The 14,852-nt window shown below is 71.1% G+C and carries 12 protein-coding genes; 3 read left to right on the top strand and 9 right to left on the bottom strand.

Translation table 11 applies throughout. The annotated features are described in order from the left end of the window. The 6 genes from K8612_RS18075 to K8612_RS18050 all read right to left on the bottom strand — a co-directional run bounded on the left by K8612_RS18075 (position 1) and on the right by K8612_RS18050 (position 10,151). Complete coding sequence (locus K8612_RS18075; protein WP_223763329.1) at positions 1–3,219, bottom strand: TAT-variant-translocated molybdopterin oxidoreductase; 3,219 nt, start codon at positions 3,217–3,219, stop codon at positions 1–3. Next, complete coding sequence (locus tag K8612_RS18070; RefSeq protein WP_223763169.1) at positions 3,216–3,878, bottom strand: cytochrome c3 family protein; 663 nt, start codon at positions 3,876–3,878, stop codon at positions 3,216–3,218. The genes K8612_RS18075 and K8612_RS18070 overlap by 4 nt, the downstream gene beginning before the upstream one ends. Positions 3,879–4,361: 483 nt before the next feature. Then, positions 4,362–5,015, bottom strand: a complete 654-nt coding sequence (pdeM, locus tag K8612_RS18065; RefSeq protein ID WP_223763168.1) for a ligase-associated DNA damage response endonuclease PdeM — start codon at positions 5,013–5,015, stop codon at positions 4,362–4,364. Further along, positions 4,985–7,540: a ligase-associated DNA damage response DEXH box helicase gene (locus tag K8612_RS18060; RefSeq protein ID WP_223763167.1), complete on the bottom strand. Its 2,556-nt coding sequence runs from the start codon at positions 7,538–7,540 to the stop codon at positions 4,985–4,987. The genes pdeM and K8612_RS18060 overlap by 31 nt, the downstream gene beginning before the upstream one ends. Beyond that, positions 7,527–9,125: an ATP-dependent DNA ligase gene (locus K8612_RS18055; RefSeq protein ID WP_223763166.1), complete on the bottom strand. Its 1,599-nt coding sequence runs from the start codon at positions 9,123–9,125 to the stop codon at positions 7,527–7,529. The genes K8612_RS18060 and K8612_RS18055 overlap by 14 nt, the downstream gene beginning before the upstream one ends. A 3-nt stretch (positions 9,126–9,128) precedes the next feature. Further along, positions 9,129–10,151 (bottom strand): ligase-associated DNA damage response exonuclease, encoded by a 1,023-nt coding sequence (locus K8612_RS18050; protein WP_223763165.1) that lies wholly within the window; start codon positions 10,149–10,151, stop codon positions 9,129–9,131. A gap of 203 nt (positions 10,152–10,354) precedes the next feature. Between K8612_RS18050 and K8612_RS18045 the strand changes: the two genes are divergently transcribed. From K8612_RS18045 to K8612_RS18035, 3 genes are all read left to right on the top strand, one after another. Beyond that, on the top strand, positions 10,355–11,257 hold the full coding sequence (locus tag K8612_RS18045; RefSeq protein WP_223763164.1) for an SH3 domain-containing protein: 903 nt from the start codon (positions 10,355–10,357) through the stop codon (positions 11,255–11,257). Positions 11,258–11,328: 71 nt separating this feature from the next. Then, complete coding sequence (locus K8612_RS18040; RefSeq protein WP_223763163.1) at positions 11,329–12,825, top strand: anthranilate synthase component I family protein; 1,497 nt, start codon at positions 11,329–11,331, stop codon at positions 12,823–12,825. Further along, entirely contained in the window at positions 12,822–13,385 is a 564-nt protein-coding gene (locus K8612_RS18035; RefSeq protein ID WP_120620477.1) for an aminodeoxychorismate/anthranilate synthase component II, read from the top strand. The genes K8612_RS18040 and K8612_RS18035 overlap by 4 nt, the downstream gene beginning before the upstream one ends. A 7-nt stretch (positions 13,386–13,392) precedes the next feature. On the opposite strand, the gene K8612_RS18030 is transcribed toward K8612_RS18035, so the two are convergent. The 3 genes from K8612_RS18030 to K8612_RS18020 all read right to left on the bottom strand — a co-directional run. Continuing rightward, positions 13,393–13,989, bottom strand: a complete 597-nt coding sequence (locus K8612_RS18030; protein ID WP_223739111.1) for a histidine phosphatase family protein — start codon at positions 13,987–13,989, stop codon at positions 13,393–13,395. A gap of 14 nt (positions 13,990–14,003) precedes the next feature. After that, positions 14,004–14,555 carry a GNAT family N-acetyltransferase gene (locus tag K8612_RS18025; RefSeq protein WP_223763162.1) on the bottom strand — a complete coding sequence of 184 codons (552 nt, stop codon included), beginning with the start codon at positions 14,553–14,555 and terminating at the stop codon, positions 14,004–14,006. A 53-nt stretch (positions 14,556–14,608) separates the two neighbouring features. After that, a partial coding sequence (locus tag K8612_RS18020) for a hypothetical protein (protein ID WP_223763161.1) occupies positions 14,609–14,852 on the bottom strand: 244 nt, incomplete at its 5' end.

Genomic DNA, 14,852 nt, shown 5'->3' with positions numbered 1-14,852 from the left:
TCAGTGACCTCCTTCATGCGCCGGCGCGGCTTCAGCAGGGGCGGCGGGCACGAGGGCAGGGTTGGGGTTGCGCAGGCGGATGAGGTGGGCGGTGCGGGGGCGGGTGCCCAGCTCGTGCAGCAGCCGGTAGGCACGCTCGTCCTCGTGGAGCTGGGTGACGCGCTGGGCGGGGTCCGCCAGGGAGCCGAAGGCGATGGCCTGCGTGGGGCAGGTCTGCTGGCACGCCGTCTGGAGCTCCTTCTCCTGGATGAGGCGCTTCTCGACGCGGGCGTTGATGCGGACGCGCTCGATGCGCTGCACGCAGTAGGTGCACTTCTCCATGACGCCGCGGTTGCGCACCGTGACGTCCGGGTTCATCAGCATCTTCTCGGTCGGCGTCTTGCCCTGCGTGTAGTGCAGGTAGTTGAAGCGGCGGACCTTGTACGGGCAGTTGTTGGAGCAGTACCGCGTGCCGATGCAGCGGTTGTACACCATGTCGTTGAGGCCCTCGTCCGAGTGCACGGTGGCGTTCACCGGGCAGACGTACTCGCAGGGGGCCTTCTCGCAGTGCACGCACGCGACGGGCTGCATGACCATGGCGGGGTCGTTCTCATCGCCCTGGAAGTAGCGGTCGATGCGCAGCCAGTTCATCTCACGGCCGCGGCCCACCTGCTCCTTGCCGACGACGGGGATGTTGTTCTCCGCCTGGCACGCCACGACGCACGCGTTGCAGCCCGTGCAGCGCGACAGGTCGATGGACATGCCCCACTTGTAGCCCTCCTGCGGGGTCTTCGCGTAGTCGAAGTCCGGCAGGTTGTTCTGCTTGCCCAGCTCGTACTTGGCCTGGACGCGCTCCAGCGTGTGCTCCGTCTCCTTCGACGGGTGCTTGAGCTCGCTGACGGACATGTCGAGCGCCAGCGGGCGGCCCTCCATGCGCCAGTGGTACTGGGTGCGGGCGAACTTGTGGCTGCCGCGGACCTTGGTCAGCCGGGCGCCGCCGTCGAACCAGGGGGCGTTCACGCTGCGCAGCAGGTTGGCGTTGAAGCCGATGTCCTTGGCCACGACCTCGTGGAGGCCGGTGCGGCCGTAGCCCAGGGCCACGGTGACGGTGTCGTCCGCGTTGCCGGGGAGGATGGTGACGGGGACCTGCAGCTTGCGCCCGCCGTACTCCAGCTCCGCGACGTGGTTGTTCTCCAGGCCCAGCTTCTTGGCCGTGGCCGGGCTGAGGATGGCGGCGTTCTCCCAGACGATCTTCGTGATGGGGTCCGGCGTCTCCTGGAGCCACGCGTTGTTGCCGAACCGGCCGTCCAGGACGCGGTAGTCGTGGACGAAGTTGATCTCCAGCTCACCGGCCGCGGGCGGCTGGTAGGCGGCGACCAACTGCGAGGCGGCGCCCGTGTCCGGGGTGGCCGTCAGCGCGGCGGCGACGCTCCCGGGGACGACGCCCTCGGAGACCCAGGTCTCCCAGCGGGTCTCGAAGTCGCCGCGGCCGGCCTCGCCACCCTGCGCGGCCCAGTAGTCGCGCACCAACTGGTAGGCGGGGCGGAAGGGCTCGTCGAGGAACAGCGCGAACAGCTCCATCTCCGGCACGCCGTTGAAGAGCGGCTGGATGAGGGGCTGGGCGATGCTGACGGTGCCGTCCACCGCGCGGCCGTCGCTCCAGGTCTCCAACTGGTGCGCCAGGGGCACGAACCAGTCGGCGAACTTGGAGGTCTCGTCCTCGTAGTGGCCCGCGTACAGGACGGACAGCGCCTTGCGGTTGGCGTTCTGCTTGGGGTCCAGCACCTCCGCCAGGCCCGCGTCCACCGGCAGGGCGTAGACGGGGTTGGTGGCGGTGATGACCAGCGTGTCCACCTTGCCGGCCTTGATGTCCGCGACCAGGGCGCTGATCTCCGACAGGCCCGAGGCCTCCGGAGCGGCGGCGGGGACCAGCTTCACGGTGGTGCCCACGTTGCCCAGCGCGGCGTTGATGGCCTGCGCCAGCGCGTGCACGGCGGCGGGCTGGCGCTCACCGGCGAGCACCACGGAGCGGCCGGCCTTGGACTTGAGGTCCTGGGCCACGGCCTCCACCCACGAGGAGACCTTCGCGCTCGGCGCGCCGGCCTTGCCGGAGGCGGCGGCGCCCAGGCTGGCGGCGGGGCCACCCACGGCCTGCGCCAGCGCGGCGGCGATGCCGAAGACCTCGGCGGACTTCACGCGCAGGCGGTGGTCCGCCATGCCGCCGGTGATCGACATGCGGGCTTCCGCCACGTACAGGCGGTTGAGCTCGCCGTTCTTCGGGTCGCGGCGGTCCGCGAACTGGCGGTTGAGGGCCAGGTTCTCCGGGCGGCTCTCCAGGAAGTCCGCGTCCAGGGAGACGATGACGTCCGCGCGGCTCAGGTCGTAGAGGGCCTGGACCGGCTGGCCGAACAGCGCGCGGTTGGCCTGCGCGGCGGCGGAGTCCGTGATGGACGAGAACGTGTGGAAGCGCGCGTTGGGCAGCTTCTTCTGGATGCGGCCCGTCACGTCGCGCAGCGTCGGGGAGCTGATGGGCTCCGTGAGGAAGCGCAGGCGGCTGCCGCCGTCGGCCGCGGCCTTCTGGCTCACGAGGGCGGAGATGTCCTCGGCCAGCACGCGCAGCGAGCGGGGGTTGTTGCCCTGGCGCAGCACGCGGGCGCGCTGCGGGTCATAGAGCGAGAGCAGGAACGCCTGCTCGAAGACGCCGGCAGCGCCCTGGTTGATGGGGTGCTGGGGGTTGCCTTCGATCTTCACCGGGCGGCCTTCGCGCGCGGTGATGAGCAGGCCGGAGGTGTGGCCTCCGAGCGTCATGCCGGACGCGTAGTGCAGCGGGTTGCCCGGGGTCACTTCCGGCGGCGTCTTCGTGTACGCCACCATCCGCTCATCCTGCGGACGGGTGCTGCACGCGGTGGCGCCGGCCAGGGCGAGCGACGCGCCCAGGAGCTGCATGAACTCGCGGCGGGCGAAGCCGGTGGGGGGCAGGTCCGCGCCGACGGGGAACTCCGGGCGGGTCTCCTCCAGGAACTCCGGCGTGGCGAGCTTCTCCTCCAGGCCGAGCCAGTACGTCTTGCCGTACGCGCCTTCCGCCGGGACGGCGCGGGTGGAGGCGTGCTCGAGCGCTTCGTTCACGACGTCGTCGTGGGCGTGCGCGTGGGGGGCGGCCTCGTTGCGGCCCGAGACGACCGGGAGCGCGAAGGACGAGGGGGTTTCCTGCGCGGGCGCGCTGTCAGGCTTGGTGTTCATCGGTGGCATGTGGAGCAGCTCGTGCGCGAGTGAACGTCGTATTCCTTGAGGAGCGTCTCGGCGAGGGCCGAGGCCTCCGCCTTATCCGCCGGGGGCGCCCAGGTCATGCTGGTGATGAACTCCGGGGGCCGGAGGTTGGGGCCGGGGTTGCGGTGGCAGTCCAGGCACCAGCTCATCGTCAGCGGCGCGGACTGCTCGATGGCGCCCATCTGATCCACGCGGCCGTGGCAGGTGGCGCAGCCAACGCCCTTGCCCACGTGGATGGAGTGGTTGAAGTAGACGAAGTCCGGCAGGTTGTGGACGCGGACCCAGGGGATGGGCTGGTCGGCGAAGAACGCCTTGCGGACCTCGGTGAGGTACGGGCTCTTGTTCCACACCTGCGCGTGGCAGGACATGCACACGGTGGTGGAGGGGATGCCCGCCGACGGGGACTTCTCCACCGTCCAGTGGCAGTAGCGACAGTCGATCTGCTCGTCACCGGCGTGGTGCCGGTGGTCGAACTCGATGGGCTGTTCCACCGGGCGGGCCTGATTGGTCACGAGCGGGCTGCGCACGTAGGCCAAGAGGCCGCCGATGGCGATGGCGGGCACGGCGAGGAGCATCGCGGCCGACAGGCGCGACACCGTATTCGTCCAGCGTGGGAAGAGAGGGCCGCTCATACCAGGACCAGGGGCAAGAGGACTGAAGGCGACATGAAAGCAGGGGCGGACGCAGGAAAACCGTTCGGCGCGGAAGTCAGGGGGGCCGTCCCGGTCCCGGTGGACCGGGCGGGGGGTGGCTCCTGGCGCTCAGACGGCAAGGCAGTCACGTCCAACGAACCTCTAGGATGGTGCCGTGGGCGCGGGTCCCTCATGCATTTCCCGACCCAATGCGGCGCGGGACCATCAACCATGAGCACGGCAGTGTCAACCATTCTGTGGGGAGTGGGAATAAGGAGCGCTTAGCACCTTCTGGGGTGGTTGCGACAAGTTGTCCGCGCGCGGTGATGAATCCCGCTTCTGGCGATCGGAAGGGAGCTTTGCGCGAGGGCCCGTTTCCCTGTGCGATCAATCCCTTTCAGGGCGTACCGCTACAGGGTGCGACGGTCCGCGCCACGCATGGAGCGCGGCGACTGGGAGTCCGGGTCGCCGGAGCGCGTGGCGCTACAGCTCCACCACCGCGGTGCCGGCGACGGCGTAGACGCGGTCCTTCCTGCCCCGCCGCACGTCCATGCCCCCCGTGAAGGCGCTGAACGCGGGCAGGACGCCCACGCCGGGGCCCAGGTGGAAGCAGGGCAGCCGCAGCCGGTCCGCACCGCCCGACAGCCGCACCATGGGGTGCAGGTGCCCGGCCCAGACGTAGCGCCCGGCGGCCGGCTCCGGGTGGTGGGCGAAGCGGAACGGGCCTTCGTCCCATGCCTCCGCGCGGTCCTCCAGCCTCCAGGACGGCGGGAGGGTCCGCACGTGCCGGTCATGGTTGCCGCGTATCAGCACGACTTCTAGTGAAGCATGTGTTTCACGCCAGGTATTCACGCGGCTGATGACGTCCGCGGTGAGCCCCTGGCGCGAGTGCACCAGGTCCCCCACCAAAAGGAGGCGCCGGGCGCCGGTGGCGGTGAGGGCGGAGGAGAGGCGGGCCAGGTCGTCATCCAGGACCCCCCGGGGCAGGGGGATGCCGTGCTGCTGGAAGGACTCCGTCTTGCCCCAGTGCAGGTCCGCCACCGCGAGCACGCCGGCTTCAGGCCAATGCAAGGCCCGTTCCGGGAGCAGCTCCACGTCCGCGTCCGCTACGCGGGTCTGGCATCGGCCTGGGACCATCGCTCCTTGAGGCGCTGCACGCGGTCCAGCAGGGATTCGTTGGACACGCTGGCGCTGATGCGCTCGACGACGAGCGGGAAGCCCAGCGGCGAGGGCCGGTGGACGTGGACGACCTCCACGGGGTGCGCCTCCAGGCGCTCCAGGGTGCGCGCGAGCCGGCCCTGTTCGAACTGATGTTCCAGGACCTCGCGGCGCGCCTGACGCAGGAGGAGGTTGTCCGGGTCGTACTTCACGAAGACGTCATAGAGGAGCGCGGCGCTGGCCTGGACCTGGCGGGTGGACTTGCGCGCTCCGGGCAGGCCCGGCATCACCAGTCCGGCCACGCGGGCGATGTCGCGGAACTGCCGGCGCGCGAGCTCGCTCAGGTTCACGCTCTCCAGGATGTCCTCCACCAGCCGCTCGCGGGTGAAGAGGGCCGGGCGCAGCGCTTCGTCGAAGGGGAAGGGCGTGGGGGTGAGCAGCTCCAGGCCGTAGTCGTTCACGGACAGGCTGAAGGTGGCCTTCTGTAGACGCGTGAGGCGCAGGGCGAGCAGCGCCGCCAGCCCTTCGTGCACGAGCCTTCCTTCAAAGGGATAGAGGAAGAGGTGGTGGCCGTCCCGCGTGCGGCAGGTCTCCGCCAGACAGCCGCCGTCGCCGGGGATGCGGGACAGGCGGGCCTGTGCGTCGAGGATGGGCCATGCGGCGGCGACCTCGTCCCTTGTGACGTCGCCCTGGCGCGCGGACTCCAGCGTGCGGCGCATCGCGGACGCGAGCGAGGTGGACAGGGGCAGGCGGCTGCCGCCCCAGCGCGGCGTCTGGGTGGCCTTGGCCTTCGCGGGCTTCACGTACGCCGTCATGTCCTTGAAGCGGCTGAACTCCAGCCGGCGGCCCGCGAAGAGGAAGGTGTCCCCGGGCTTCAGGCGGCTGACGTAGGACTCCTCCACCGTGCCCAGGGTGCCGCCGCTCCAGTAGCGGAGCTGCACGGACGCGTCCGACGTGATGGTGCCGATGTTGAGCCGGTGCAGCCGGGCGAGGCGCACGTCGGGCACGCGGAAGCGGCCGTCCACCTCCACCACGCGGCGGAACTCCGGGTAGGCGCGCAGCGTGGGGCCTCCCTCGCGGACCAGGGCGAGCGCCCAGTCGAACTCCTCGTCGGTGAGGGACGCGTAGCTTGTCGCGGTGCGGACCTCGTCGCGCAGGGACTCGCGGGTGAAGCCTCCTCCCAGCGCGCACGTCACCAGGTGCTGGGCCAGCACGTCGAGCGGCTTGGACAGCGGCGTGCGCGGCTCCACCTCGCGGCGCGCGATGGCGTCGCGGGCGGCGGCCATCTCCACCAGCTCCAGTGCGTGCGTGGGGACGAAGAGGATGCGGCATGTGGCGCCGGGGCGGTGCGCGCTGCGGCCCGCGCGCTGGAGCGTGCGGCCGATGCCCTTGGGACTTCCTATCTGGATGACGCGCTCCACCGGGCCGAAGTCCACACCCAGGTCCAGGGACGACGTGCACACGACGAGGCGCAGGCTTCCGTCCTTGAGGCCCCCCTCCACGCGCTCGCGCTCCTCGCGGTCGATGGAGCCGTGGTGCAGCGCGAGCAAGTGCTCCCATTCGGGGCGCAGGAAGCGCAGTCCTTCGAACCAGCGCTCCGCCTGGGAGCGGGTGTTGGTGAAGAGGAGCGTGGACTGCGTGGGATCCAGCCAGTCCGCCACGCGCGGCAACATGGAGAAGCCCAGGTGCCCGGCCCACGGGAACGTGTCCAGCTCCGCTGGCAGCAGCGTCTCCACGTCCACCGGGCGCTGAAGGTCCGCGCTGACCAGCGTGGGCTTTCGGTCCGTGCCCACGACGGTGCGCGCGGCCTCGTCCAGGTTGGCGAGCGTGGCGGACAGCGCCCAGATGCGCAGGCCCGGCGCGAAGTGACGCAGGCGGGCCAGGGCCAGCTCCACCTGGGTGCCTCGCTTGGAGGCGAGCAGTTCGTGCCACTCGTCCACGATGACGGCGCGCAGCGAGGCGAAGTTCTCCGCGGCCTGCTCCTGCGTCAGGAGGAGCGACAGGGACTCCGGCGTGGTGATGAGCACCTGGGGCAGGCGTTCGCGCTGACGCTGGCGCACGGAGGAGGACGTGTCTCCCGTGCGGCTCTCCACCTCCAGGTCCGCGTCCAGGGCCATCAACGGTTCGCGCAGGGCCTGCTCCACGTCACGCGATACGGCTCGCAGGGGCGTGAGGTAGAGGATCTGAAGCCCCTTCTCGTTGCGCTCGGCCACGTCCGCCAGCGGGCCGAGGTAGGCCGCGTACGTCTTCCCCGCGCCGGTGGGCACGTGGATGAGGCCGCTGTCTCCTCGCGCGTAGGCCGCCCAGGCTTCCTCCTGGAAGGCATACGGCGTCCAGCCCCTGGCGGCGAACCATTGTCGGAGCTGAGCCAGCGGCGCGCCCTTGTAGGGAGAAGGGGACCGGGGCGCGGGTTTCCTCGCTCGGGTTCGTGGGGGCTTCTCCGCCTGCTTCTCCGGCGCGTGCTTGCCGCGCATGCGATTGCGGCGGGGCCTAGTGGGCTGCATGGAGCAGCCCCTTCAACGAGTCGAGCGTGTCCGCGTCCCTCGCCGTCTTGTCCGCGCGCCAGCGGGCGATGCGTGGGAAGCGCAGGGCGACGCCCGACTTGTGGCGTGGAGACGGCGCGATGGCTTCGAAGTGCAGCTCGAACACCTGCTCTGGATCCACCGAGCGCACAGGGCCGAACTTCTCCCGCGTGTGGGCGCGGATCCACCGGTCGAGCCGGCTGATCTCCTCGTCGGTGAGGCCCGAGTAGGCCTTCGTCACCGGGAGCAGGTCCTCGCCGTTCCACACCGCGAAGGTGTAGTCCGTGTAGAGCGACGAGCGCCGGCCGTGGCCTGGGTGCGCGTAGAGCAGCACCGCGTCCACGGTGTACGGGTCGATCTTCCACTTCCACCAATCGCCGCGCTTGCGCCCCGTCTGGTACACCGAGTCCAGGCGCTTGATCATCAAGCCCTCGACGTTGCGCGCGCGGGACTCCTTGCGCAGCTCCGCCAGCGCCTCCCACGACGGAGCCGTCACCGTGGGGGAGAGGGGGAAGCGGGGGTGGTCCTTGAGCAGCGCCTCCAGCCTCGCGCGGCGCTCGCGCAGGGGCAGCTCGCGCATGTCCTTCCCGTCCTGCTCCAGCAGGTCGTAGACGACGAACGCGGCGGGGGCCTCCGCCAGCACCTTGGGCGTGAGCTTCTGTCTGCCAATGCGGCGCTGGAGCCGGGCGAAGGGCAGGGGGACGCCGTCCTCGTAGGCCATCACCTCGCCGTCGAGCACCGTGCCTTCGGGCAGGGCCCGGGCGGCCTCGGTGATTTCGGGGAAGCGCTCGGTGATCAGCTCCTCGCCCCGGCTCCAGAGGAACACGTCGCCCTGGCGGCGGATGAGCTGGCCCCGGATGCCGTCCCACTTCCATTCGACGAGCCAGTCACCCAACTCGCCCAGCGACTCCGCCGGCTGCTCCAGCGGTGACGCGAGGTAATAGGGATACGGGCGCGACACGTGCCCGTCCGAGACGTCCGGCGCCACGAGCTGTTCGAAGAACGCCTTCGTCGGCGTCCACGTGCCCATCAGCCGGTGCGCCACGCTGGGCGGGGGCAGGCCTGTCACTTGCGCGATGGCTCGCACCACCAGCGTGTTGGACACGCCCACGCGCAGCTCGCCTGTGAGCATCTTGTTGAGGAGGAACAGCTCGCGGCGGGGCATGGACCTCCACCAGCCCACCACGCGCTCGCGCTGCTCCGCCGCGTCCAGGCCGCGCAGGGGCAACAGACGCTCCTCCAACCATCGCGAGAGGGGGAGCTCCTCGGCGTGCTCGGGCGGGAGGTTCGCTCCGTCGAGCAGCAGGGCAATCACCTCCGCCAGGTCTCCCACCGACGCGTAGACCTCGTCGAAGAGCCAGTCCGGGATGCCGGTGAGCTCCTGCGTCCAGCCCACCAGCAGCTTCGACGTGAGCAGCCGCTTGAGCTTCTGGCCCGTGAGGAAGAACAGGCCCCAGGCGGCGTCCTCCGGCGGCGTCGTCCGGAAGTAGCGCGCCATCGCCTCCACCTTGGCGTTGGTGGAGGTGGTCTGGTCGAGCGTGTCGTAGAGGTCGGCCAGGGCTCGCACGCGTCAGTCCTCCGCTTCGCCCTCGAAGGGCGTGGCGAGCGGCGAGGCGTCCACGCCCCGCTCCCGCAGGTAGTGCGACAAGGGGTCCGTGTAGCCGTGCGTGACGAGCACCTTCTCCGCCTGCGTGTCCGCCACCGTGCGCAGGAGGTCCGGCCAGTCCGCGTGGTCGGAGAGCACGAAGCCCCGGTCGTAGCCCCGGCGGCGGCGGTTGCCGCGCACGCGCATCCACCCCGACGCGAAGCCCGTCTCCGCTTCACCGAAGCGGCGCATCCACGTGGAGCCGGCCGCGCTCGGCGGCGCCAGCACCAGCGCGCCCGCGAAGGACGCGCCCTTCTCCGTCTCCGACACCAGTTGCGTGGGCAGCATCGCGACGCCCGCTTCGCGGTACGCGGTGACGAGCCCGTTCACCGCGCCGTGCACGTAGGCCGGCCGGTCCGTGAGCTTCCCCAGCTCCGCCAGCAGGCGCTGCGCCTTGCCCAGCGCGTAGCAGAAGAGCACCGCGGAGCGGCCCGCCTCGCGGTTCGCGTCCCACCAGCGCAGGATGTCCTGGGCCACGAGGCCCGTGTCGTCCCAGCGGTAGATGGGCAGGCCGAACGTCGCCTCCGTGATGAAGGTGTGGCAGCGCACCACTTCGAAGGGCGCGCACGTGGGGTCCGGCGTGCGCTTGTAGTCGCCGGAGATGATCCACACCTCGCCCCGGTGCTCGACGCGGATCTGCGCGCTGCCCAGCACGTGGCCCGCCGGGTGGAAGCTCACGGTGGTGTCGCCCACCTTCAGCGCCTCGCCGTACTCCAGCGTGTCGATGACCGCGTCCGCGCCCAGGCGGCGTTGCAACAGGCCCCGTCCGGGCGAGGCGCCCAGGTAGCGCTGGCTCCCGCTCCGGGCGTGGTCGCCGTGCGCGTGCGTGACGAGCGCCCGCTCCACCGGACGCCATGGGTCGATGTGGAAGTTCCCCGCCTGGCAGTACAGCCCCTGCGGCGTCACGGAAACCAGCGGCGTTCGTTCCTGGTGGGTCGCGGTGGCCACGGTCCTCTAGAGGTAACGAGGCCTTGGAGCAGGGGCCACCCACGGCCGGACCCTCCTCCGTGCTCCGCTGACAAGGGGGCGGGCGTCCGTCCTGGCCATGCTTGCGCTCCAAACGACGAAGCCAGGGACTGGAGGGCCCCTTGGATGGTGGGCGTGGACAGGGGATAAACCCGGGGAAACCCTCCACCTCGGACCCTTTCGCGATGACGCCGTCCGCGCTCCTCCTGGCCCTCACCCTGGCGCAGTCCCCTCCGCCGCCGGACGCCGTGCTCGAATACAGCGCCTCCGTGGTGGAGGAGGGCGCGCCGGATCCGGCGTCCTTCGAGTTCACCGCCTTCACCGCCGGGCAGACGGTCTACCTGGGCGTGGACGAGGCGAACCTGCGCGCGAGCGCGGCGGCGGACGCGTCCGTGGTCCGGACGTTGATGCTGGGCACGCCCGTGAAGGTCGTGAAGGCGGGGGAGCGCGCGAAGGTCGGCGAGTACGTCAACACCTGGTACCAGGTGTCCGTCGTGGACGCGAAGGGCGCGGCCCCCGTCACCGGTTGGGTCTTCGGCAACACGCTCACGCCGTTCCGCTTCGAGGCCGACCTGGACGGCGACGGCGAGATGGAAGTGGCCACGGTGGTGATGAGCAACGAGTTCAAGGCGCGCGTGCGCGTGCTGGAGCCGGGCGTGAAGCCGCCGCGCCGGGTGAGCAGCGTGGACGTGGCGGTGGCGTCCACGGCGTACGGCGAGGGCCGGGGCGGTCCGGTGACGGTGAAGCTGGTGCCCGCGAAGCAGGCGGGCGTGCCGCTGCTCCAACTGGACTCCGCGCCGGAGCGTTGCGGCGACTTCGTCACGTCCTACGTGAGCTACACCGGGGCCAACGGGAAGCCGGGCGTGCTGGGCAAGGCGAAGGTGGCGCTGGAGCTGGGCGGGCTGATGGACCCCCCGAACGAGAGCACCTTCGAGGTCTCCTTCCGGCCGGCCGAGAAGCGCGCGCTGGTGGTGCGCACGAACGTCGAGGAGGAGGAAGAAGGCAAGCCCCAGAAGGTTACGGAGCGCGAGGTCTATCAGTGGAAGGACGGCGTGTTCGCCCAGGCGAAGCCCGTCGCGAAGCCGTAGGTGCAGGGCCCGGAAGGCCGGGCACCCGGGCGCCCCTCCGGGTGATGGAAGAGGGGTCAGGGCAATCGACCATGGATGCGCAGGAGCGGAAGGCAGCCTACCGGCAGCGCGCGGAGGCGGGACAGGCGGTGCCGGTGTCGGTGGAGCTGCCGGCGGACCTGGATACGCCGCTGTCGGCATACCTGAAGCTGGGCGGTGGGAGCCGCGGCTTCATCCTCGAGTCGTGCTACGGCGGCGAGCGCTTCGGGCGCTACAGCCACGTGGGCGTGAACCCGGCGGGCCGCGTGCGGCTGGACCGGGACGGGCTCACGTTGTGGCGTGGCTCGCAGGAGGAGCGCCGCGACGGCCGGCCGCTGGACGTGCTGCGCACGCTGTGGCGCGAGCTGTCCGTGGCGACGCTGCCGGGCGAGGCGCCCTTCCTGGGCGGGCTCGTGGGCTACCTGGGCTACAACGCCACGTCGTGGTTCGAGCCGAGCGTGCCGGACCGCCACCCGCGCGACACGGGCTTCCCGGACTCCGAGTGGCTCATCGCGGAGGACTTCGTCACCCACGACACGCGCACCCAGACGCTCAAGGCCATCTCCATCGCGCGGCCCGCGCTGCACGGCAGCGTGGCGGCGGCGCTGAAGGACGCGGAGGCGCGCGCGGAAGGCCTGGCGGAGAAGCTGCGCCGGCCGCTGCCGCCGGAGGCCTACGCCGCCGTCCCCGCGCAGAAGAACGCGCCGGCCCCCGTCGCGTGCTGGGACCGCGAGGGCTACGCCCGGGCGGTGGACAAGGTGAAGGAGTACGTGCGCGCGGGCGACTGCTTCCAGGCGGTGCTCGCGCGCAGGTTCGAGGCGAAGGGCGCCATCCCCCCGCTGTCGCTCTACCGGGCGCTCCGGCGGGTGAACCCGTCGCCGTACCTGTTCCTGGTGGACCTGGGCGAGGCGCGCGCGCTGGTGGGCGCGTCGCCGGAGCTGCTGGTGCAGGTGCGCGACGGGGACGTGGTGGTGCGGCCCATCGCGGGCACGCGCCGCCGGGGCGGCTCCGAGGCCGAGGACCAGGCGCTGGAGAAGGAGTTGCTCGCGGACGAGAAGGAGCGCGCGGAGCACATCATGCTGGTGGACCTGGGGCGCAACGACGTGGGCCGCGTGGCCGCGCCGGGCACGGTGCGCATCGAGGACCTGATGATCATCGAGCGCTACAGCCACGTGATGCACATCGTGTCCCAGGTGCGCGGCAAGCTGGACACCTCGCGCTTCGACGCGCTGGACGCGCTGGCGAGCACCTTCCCCGCGGGCACCGTGTCGGGCGCGCCCAAGATCCGCGCGATGCAGATCATCGACGAGCTGGAGCCCATGCGGCGCGGGCCCTATGCCGGCGCGGTGGGCTACCTGTCCTTCTGCGGCACGCTGGACGTGGCCATCGCGCTGCGCACCTTCTTCGTGGACGGCGACCGCACGATGTGGACCGCCGGGGCGGGGCTGGTGGCGGACTCGGACCCCATGAAGGAAGCGGACGAGACGGAGGCGAAGGCGGGCGCCATGGCCGCCGCGCTGCGCCTGGCTCGCGAAGGAGGTGGGCGGTGATCCTCGTCATCGACAACTACGACTCGTTCACCTTCAACCTGGTGCAGTTGCTCTACACGCTGGGCGCGGAGGTGAAGGTGGTGCGCAACGACGCGCTGGACGTCGCGGGCATCGCGGCGTCGGGCGCGTCTCACCTGGTGGTGTCCCCGGGGCCGTGCACGCCGCACGAGGCCGGGGTGAGCGTGGCGGCCATCTCCCAGTCTCGCGTGCCGGTGCTGGGCGTGTGCCTGGGGCACCAGTCCATTGGCGCGGCGTTCGGCGGACAGGTGGTGCGCGCGCCGGAGCCCGTGCACGGCAAGGCGGCGCACATCCGCCATGACGGCACCGGCGTCTTCACCGGCGTGCGGCAGGGCTTCCAGGCGGCGCGCTACCACTCGCTGGTGGTGGCGGCGCAGTCCATGCCCGCGGAGCTGGAGGCCACCGCGTGGAGCCAGGACGGCCTGGTGATGGCGCTGCGCCACCGCACGCGGCCGGTGGTGGGCCTGCAGTTCCATCCGGAGAGCGTGCTGACGCCGGAGGGCCCGTCGCTGGTGCGCAACTTCCTGGAGGGGAAGCTGTAGCGGTCCGTCACTCCCGCAGGTGCGTGGTGTCGTTCCAGCTCACGAGGACCGGCTGCCTGCCGCCGGCCTCGGAGCCCAGCACGCTGATGGACGCCGTGCCCAGGTGGAACAGCCTGCCTCCGTCCGGGGGCAGGCCCAGCCAGCGCGAGGCGAGGATGCGCAGCATGTGCCCGTGGGAGAAGAGGAGCACGTCGTCCTGGAGGGCGCGCGCCTCCGCGATGATGCGGTCGGCGCGGGCGCCCACCTGCTCCAGCGTCTCTCCGTTGGGCACGCCGTCCTTCCACAGCGTCCAGTCCGGGCGCGTGGTGCGGATGTCCGCGCCGGTGCGGCCCTCGTAGTCGCCGTAGTCGAACTCCATCAGGTCGTCCTTCTTCTGGGCCACGTCGCCGTAGCCCGAGAGCACGCACGTCTCCCACGCGCGCATCAGCGGGCTGGTCCACACGGCGGCGAAGCGCCACTTGCCCAGCGGCGCGCGGAGCCGCTCCGCCATCTGGCGGCCCTCCTCCAAGAGCGGCAGGTCCGTGCGGCCGGTGTGCTGGCTGCTGCGGCTCCACTCCGTCTCACCGTGACGGACGAGGACCACCTGGGGGGCGCGTGTGTTCATGGCGCCAATCTGTACTACCGCTTGCGTGTCCGCCACTCCTCGCGGCTCTGGCCCCAGATCTCCACCGGGTGGTCGTTGTAGGGCGCCGGCAGCATGCCCATGCGCAGGAAGCGCGAGCCCAGCCGGCGGGCCACCTGCTTCGAGGGCTCGTTCGGCGGGGAGATGGAGTGGATGACCTCCGTCCACCCGAGGTGGTCGAAGGCCCAGTCGATGGCGGCCGTCGCGCCCTCCGTCGCGTAGCCCTTGCCCCAGGCGTCGCGCGCCAGGCTCCAACCGACCTCCGTGCCCGGCCACTCCGCGGGCTGCCAGGGCCCCAGGCGGCCCACCCACTTGCCCGTGGCCTTTTCGAACACGGAGAAGAGCGCGAAGCCCTGGAGCGCCCAGGAGCCGGCCATGGAGCAGAGGGCGCGCCACACGCTGGAGCGGGGCTGGACGCCGCCGATGTACCGCGCGGTCTCCTCGTTCGCCATCATCGCCACGAAGCCCTCCAGGTCCTGGAGCGTGGGCGGGCGCAGGATGAGGCGCGGCGTTTCGAGGGTGGGTCCCAGGATGGGCGGGGTGTGCATGTCCGGTCTCCAGGCGCCTGGGTTGGCTGACGCCTGGAGTGGACCTTACCGTTTCAGCCTTCGTTGTTCGGCATGAAGGTCAAGATGAGCTGGCCAACGAGCGCCTGCTCCTCGGGCGACAGCGATTGGACCGCAGTGGTCGCGCGCAGGCGGGCTGCCTCCATGGCCACCTTGTCTCCCTTGGCCTGCGCCTGCTGCCCTTCCTCCAGCGCACGGCGCAGCGAGGTAGTCACAGAGGGTGTGGAAACGAGAAAGGCGACGTAACGATCCCCGGTGAGCACCACCGAAACGAGGCCG

The sequence above is a fragment of the Corallococcus sp. AS-1-6 genome, assembly GCF_020037015.1.
Lineage (GTDB): Bacteria > Myxococcota > Myxococcia > Myxococcales > Myxococcaceae > Corallococcus.
This window is presented reverse-complemented; position numbering and strand designations above follow the sequence as displayed.

Excerpts from the sequence above, each read along its gene's own strand:
- K8612_RS18075 (WP_223763329.1), bottom strand. The coding sequence starts at position 3,219 with ATGAACACCAAGCCTGACAGCGCGCCCGCGCAGGAAACCCCCTCGTCC.
- K8612_RS18070 (WP_223763169.1), bottom strand. The coding sequence starts at position 3,878 with ATGAGCGGCCCTCTCTTCCCACGCTGGACGAATACGGTGTCGCGCCTG.
- pdeM (WP_223763168.1), bottom strand. The coding sequence starts at position 5,015 with ATGGTCCCAGGCCGATGCCAGACCCGCGTAGCGGACGCGGACGTGGAG.
- K8612_RS18060 (WP_223763167.1), bottom strand. The coding sequence starts at position 7,540 with ATGCAGCCCACTAGGCCCCGCCGCAATCGCATGCGCGGCAAGCACGCG.
- K8612_RS18045 (WP_223763164.1), top strand. The coding sequence starts at position 10,355 with ATGACGCCGTCCGCGCTCCTCCTGGCCCTCACCCTGGCGCAGTCCCCT.
- K8612_RS18040 (WP_223763163.1), top strand. The coding sequence starts at position 11,329 with ATGGATGCGCAGGAGCGGAAGGCAGCCTACCGGCAGCGCGCGGAGGCG.
- K8612_RS18030 (WP_223739111.1), bottom strand. The coding sequence starts at position 13,989 with ATGAACACACGCGCCCCCCAGGTGGTCCTCGTCCGTCACGGTGAGACG.
- K8612_RS18025 (WP_223763162.1), bottom strand. The coding sequence starts at position 14,555 with ATGCACACCCCGCCCATCCTGGGACCCACCCTCGAAACGCCGCGCCTC.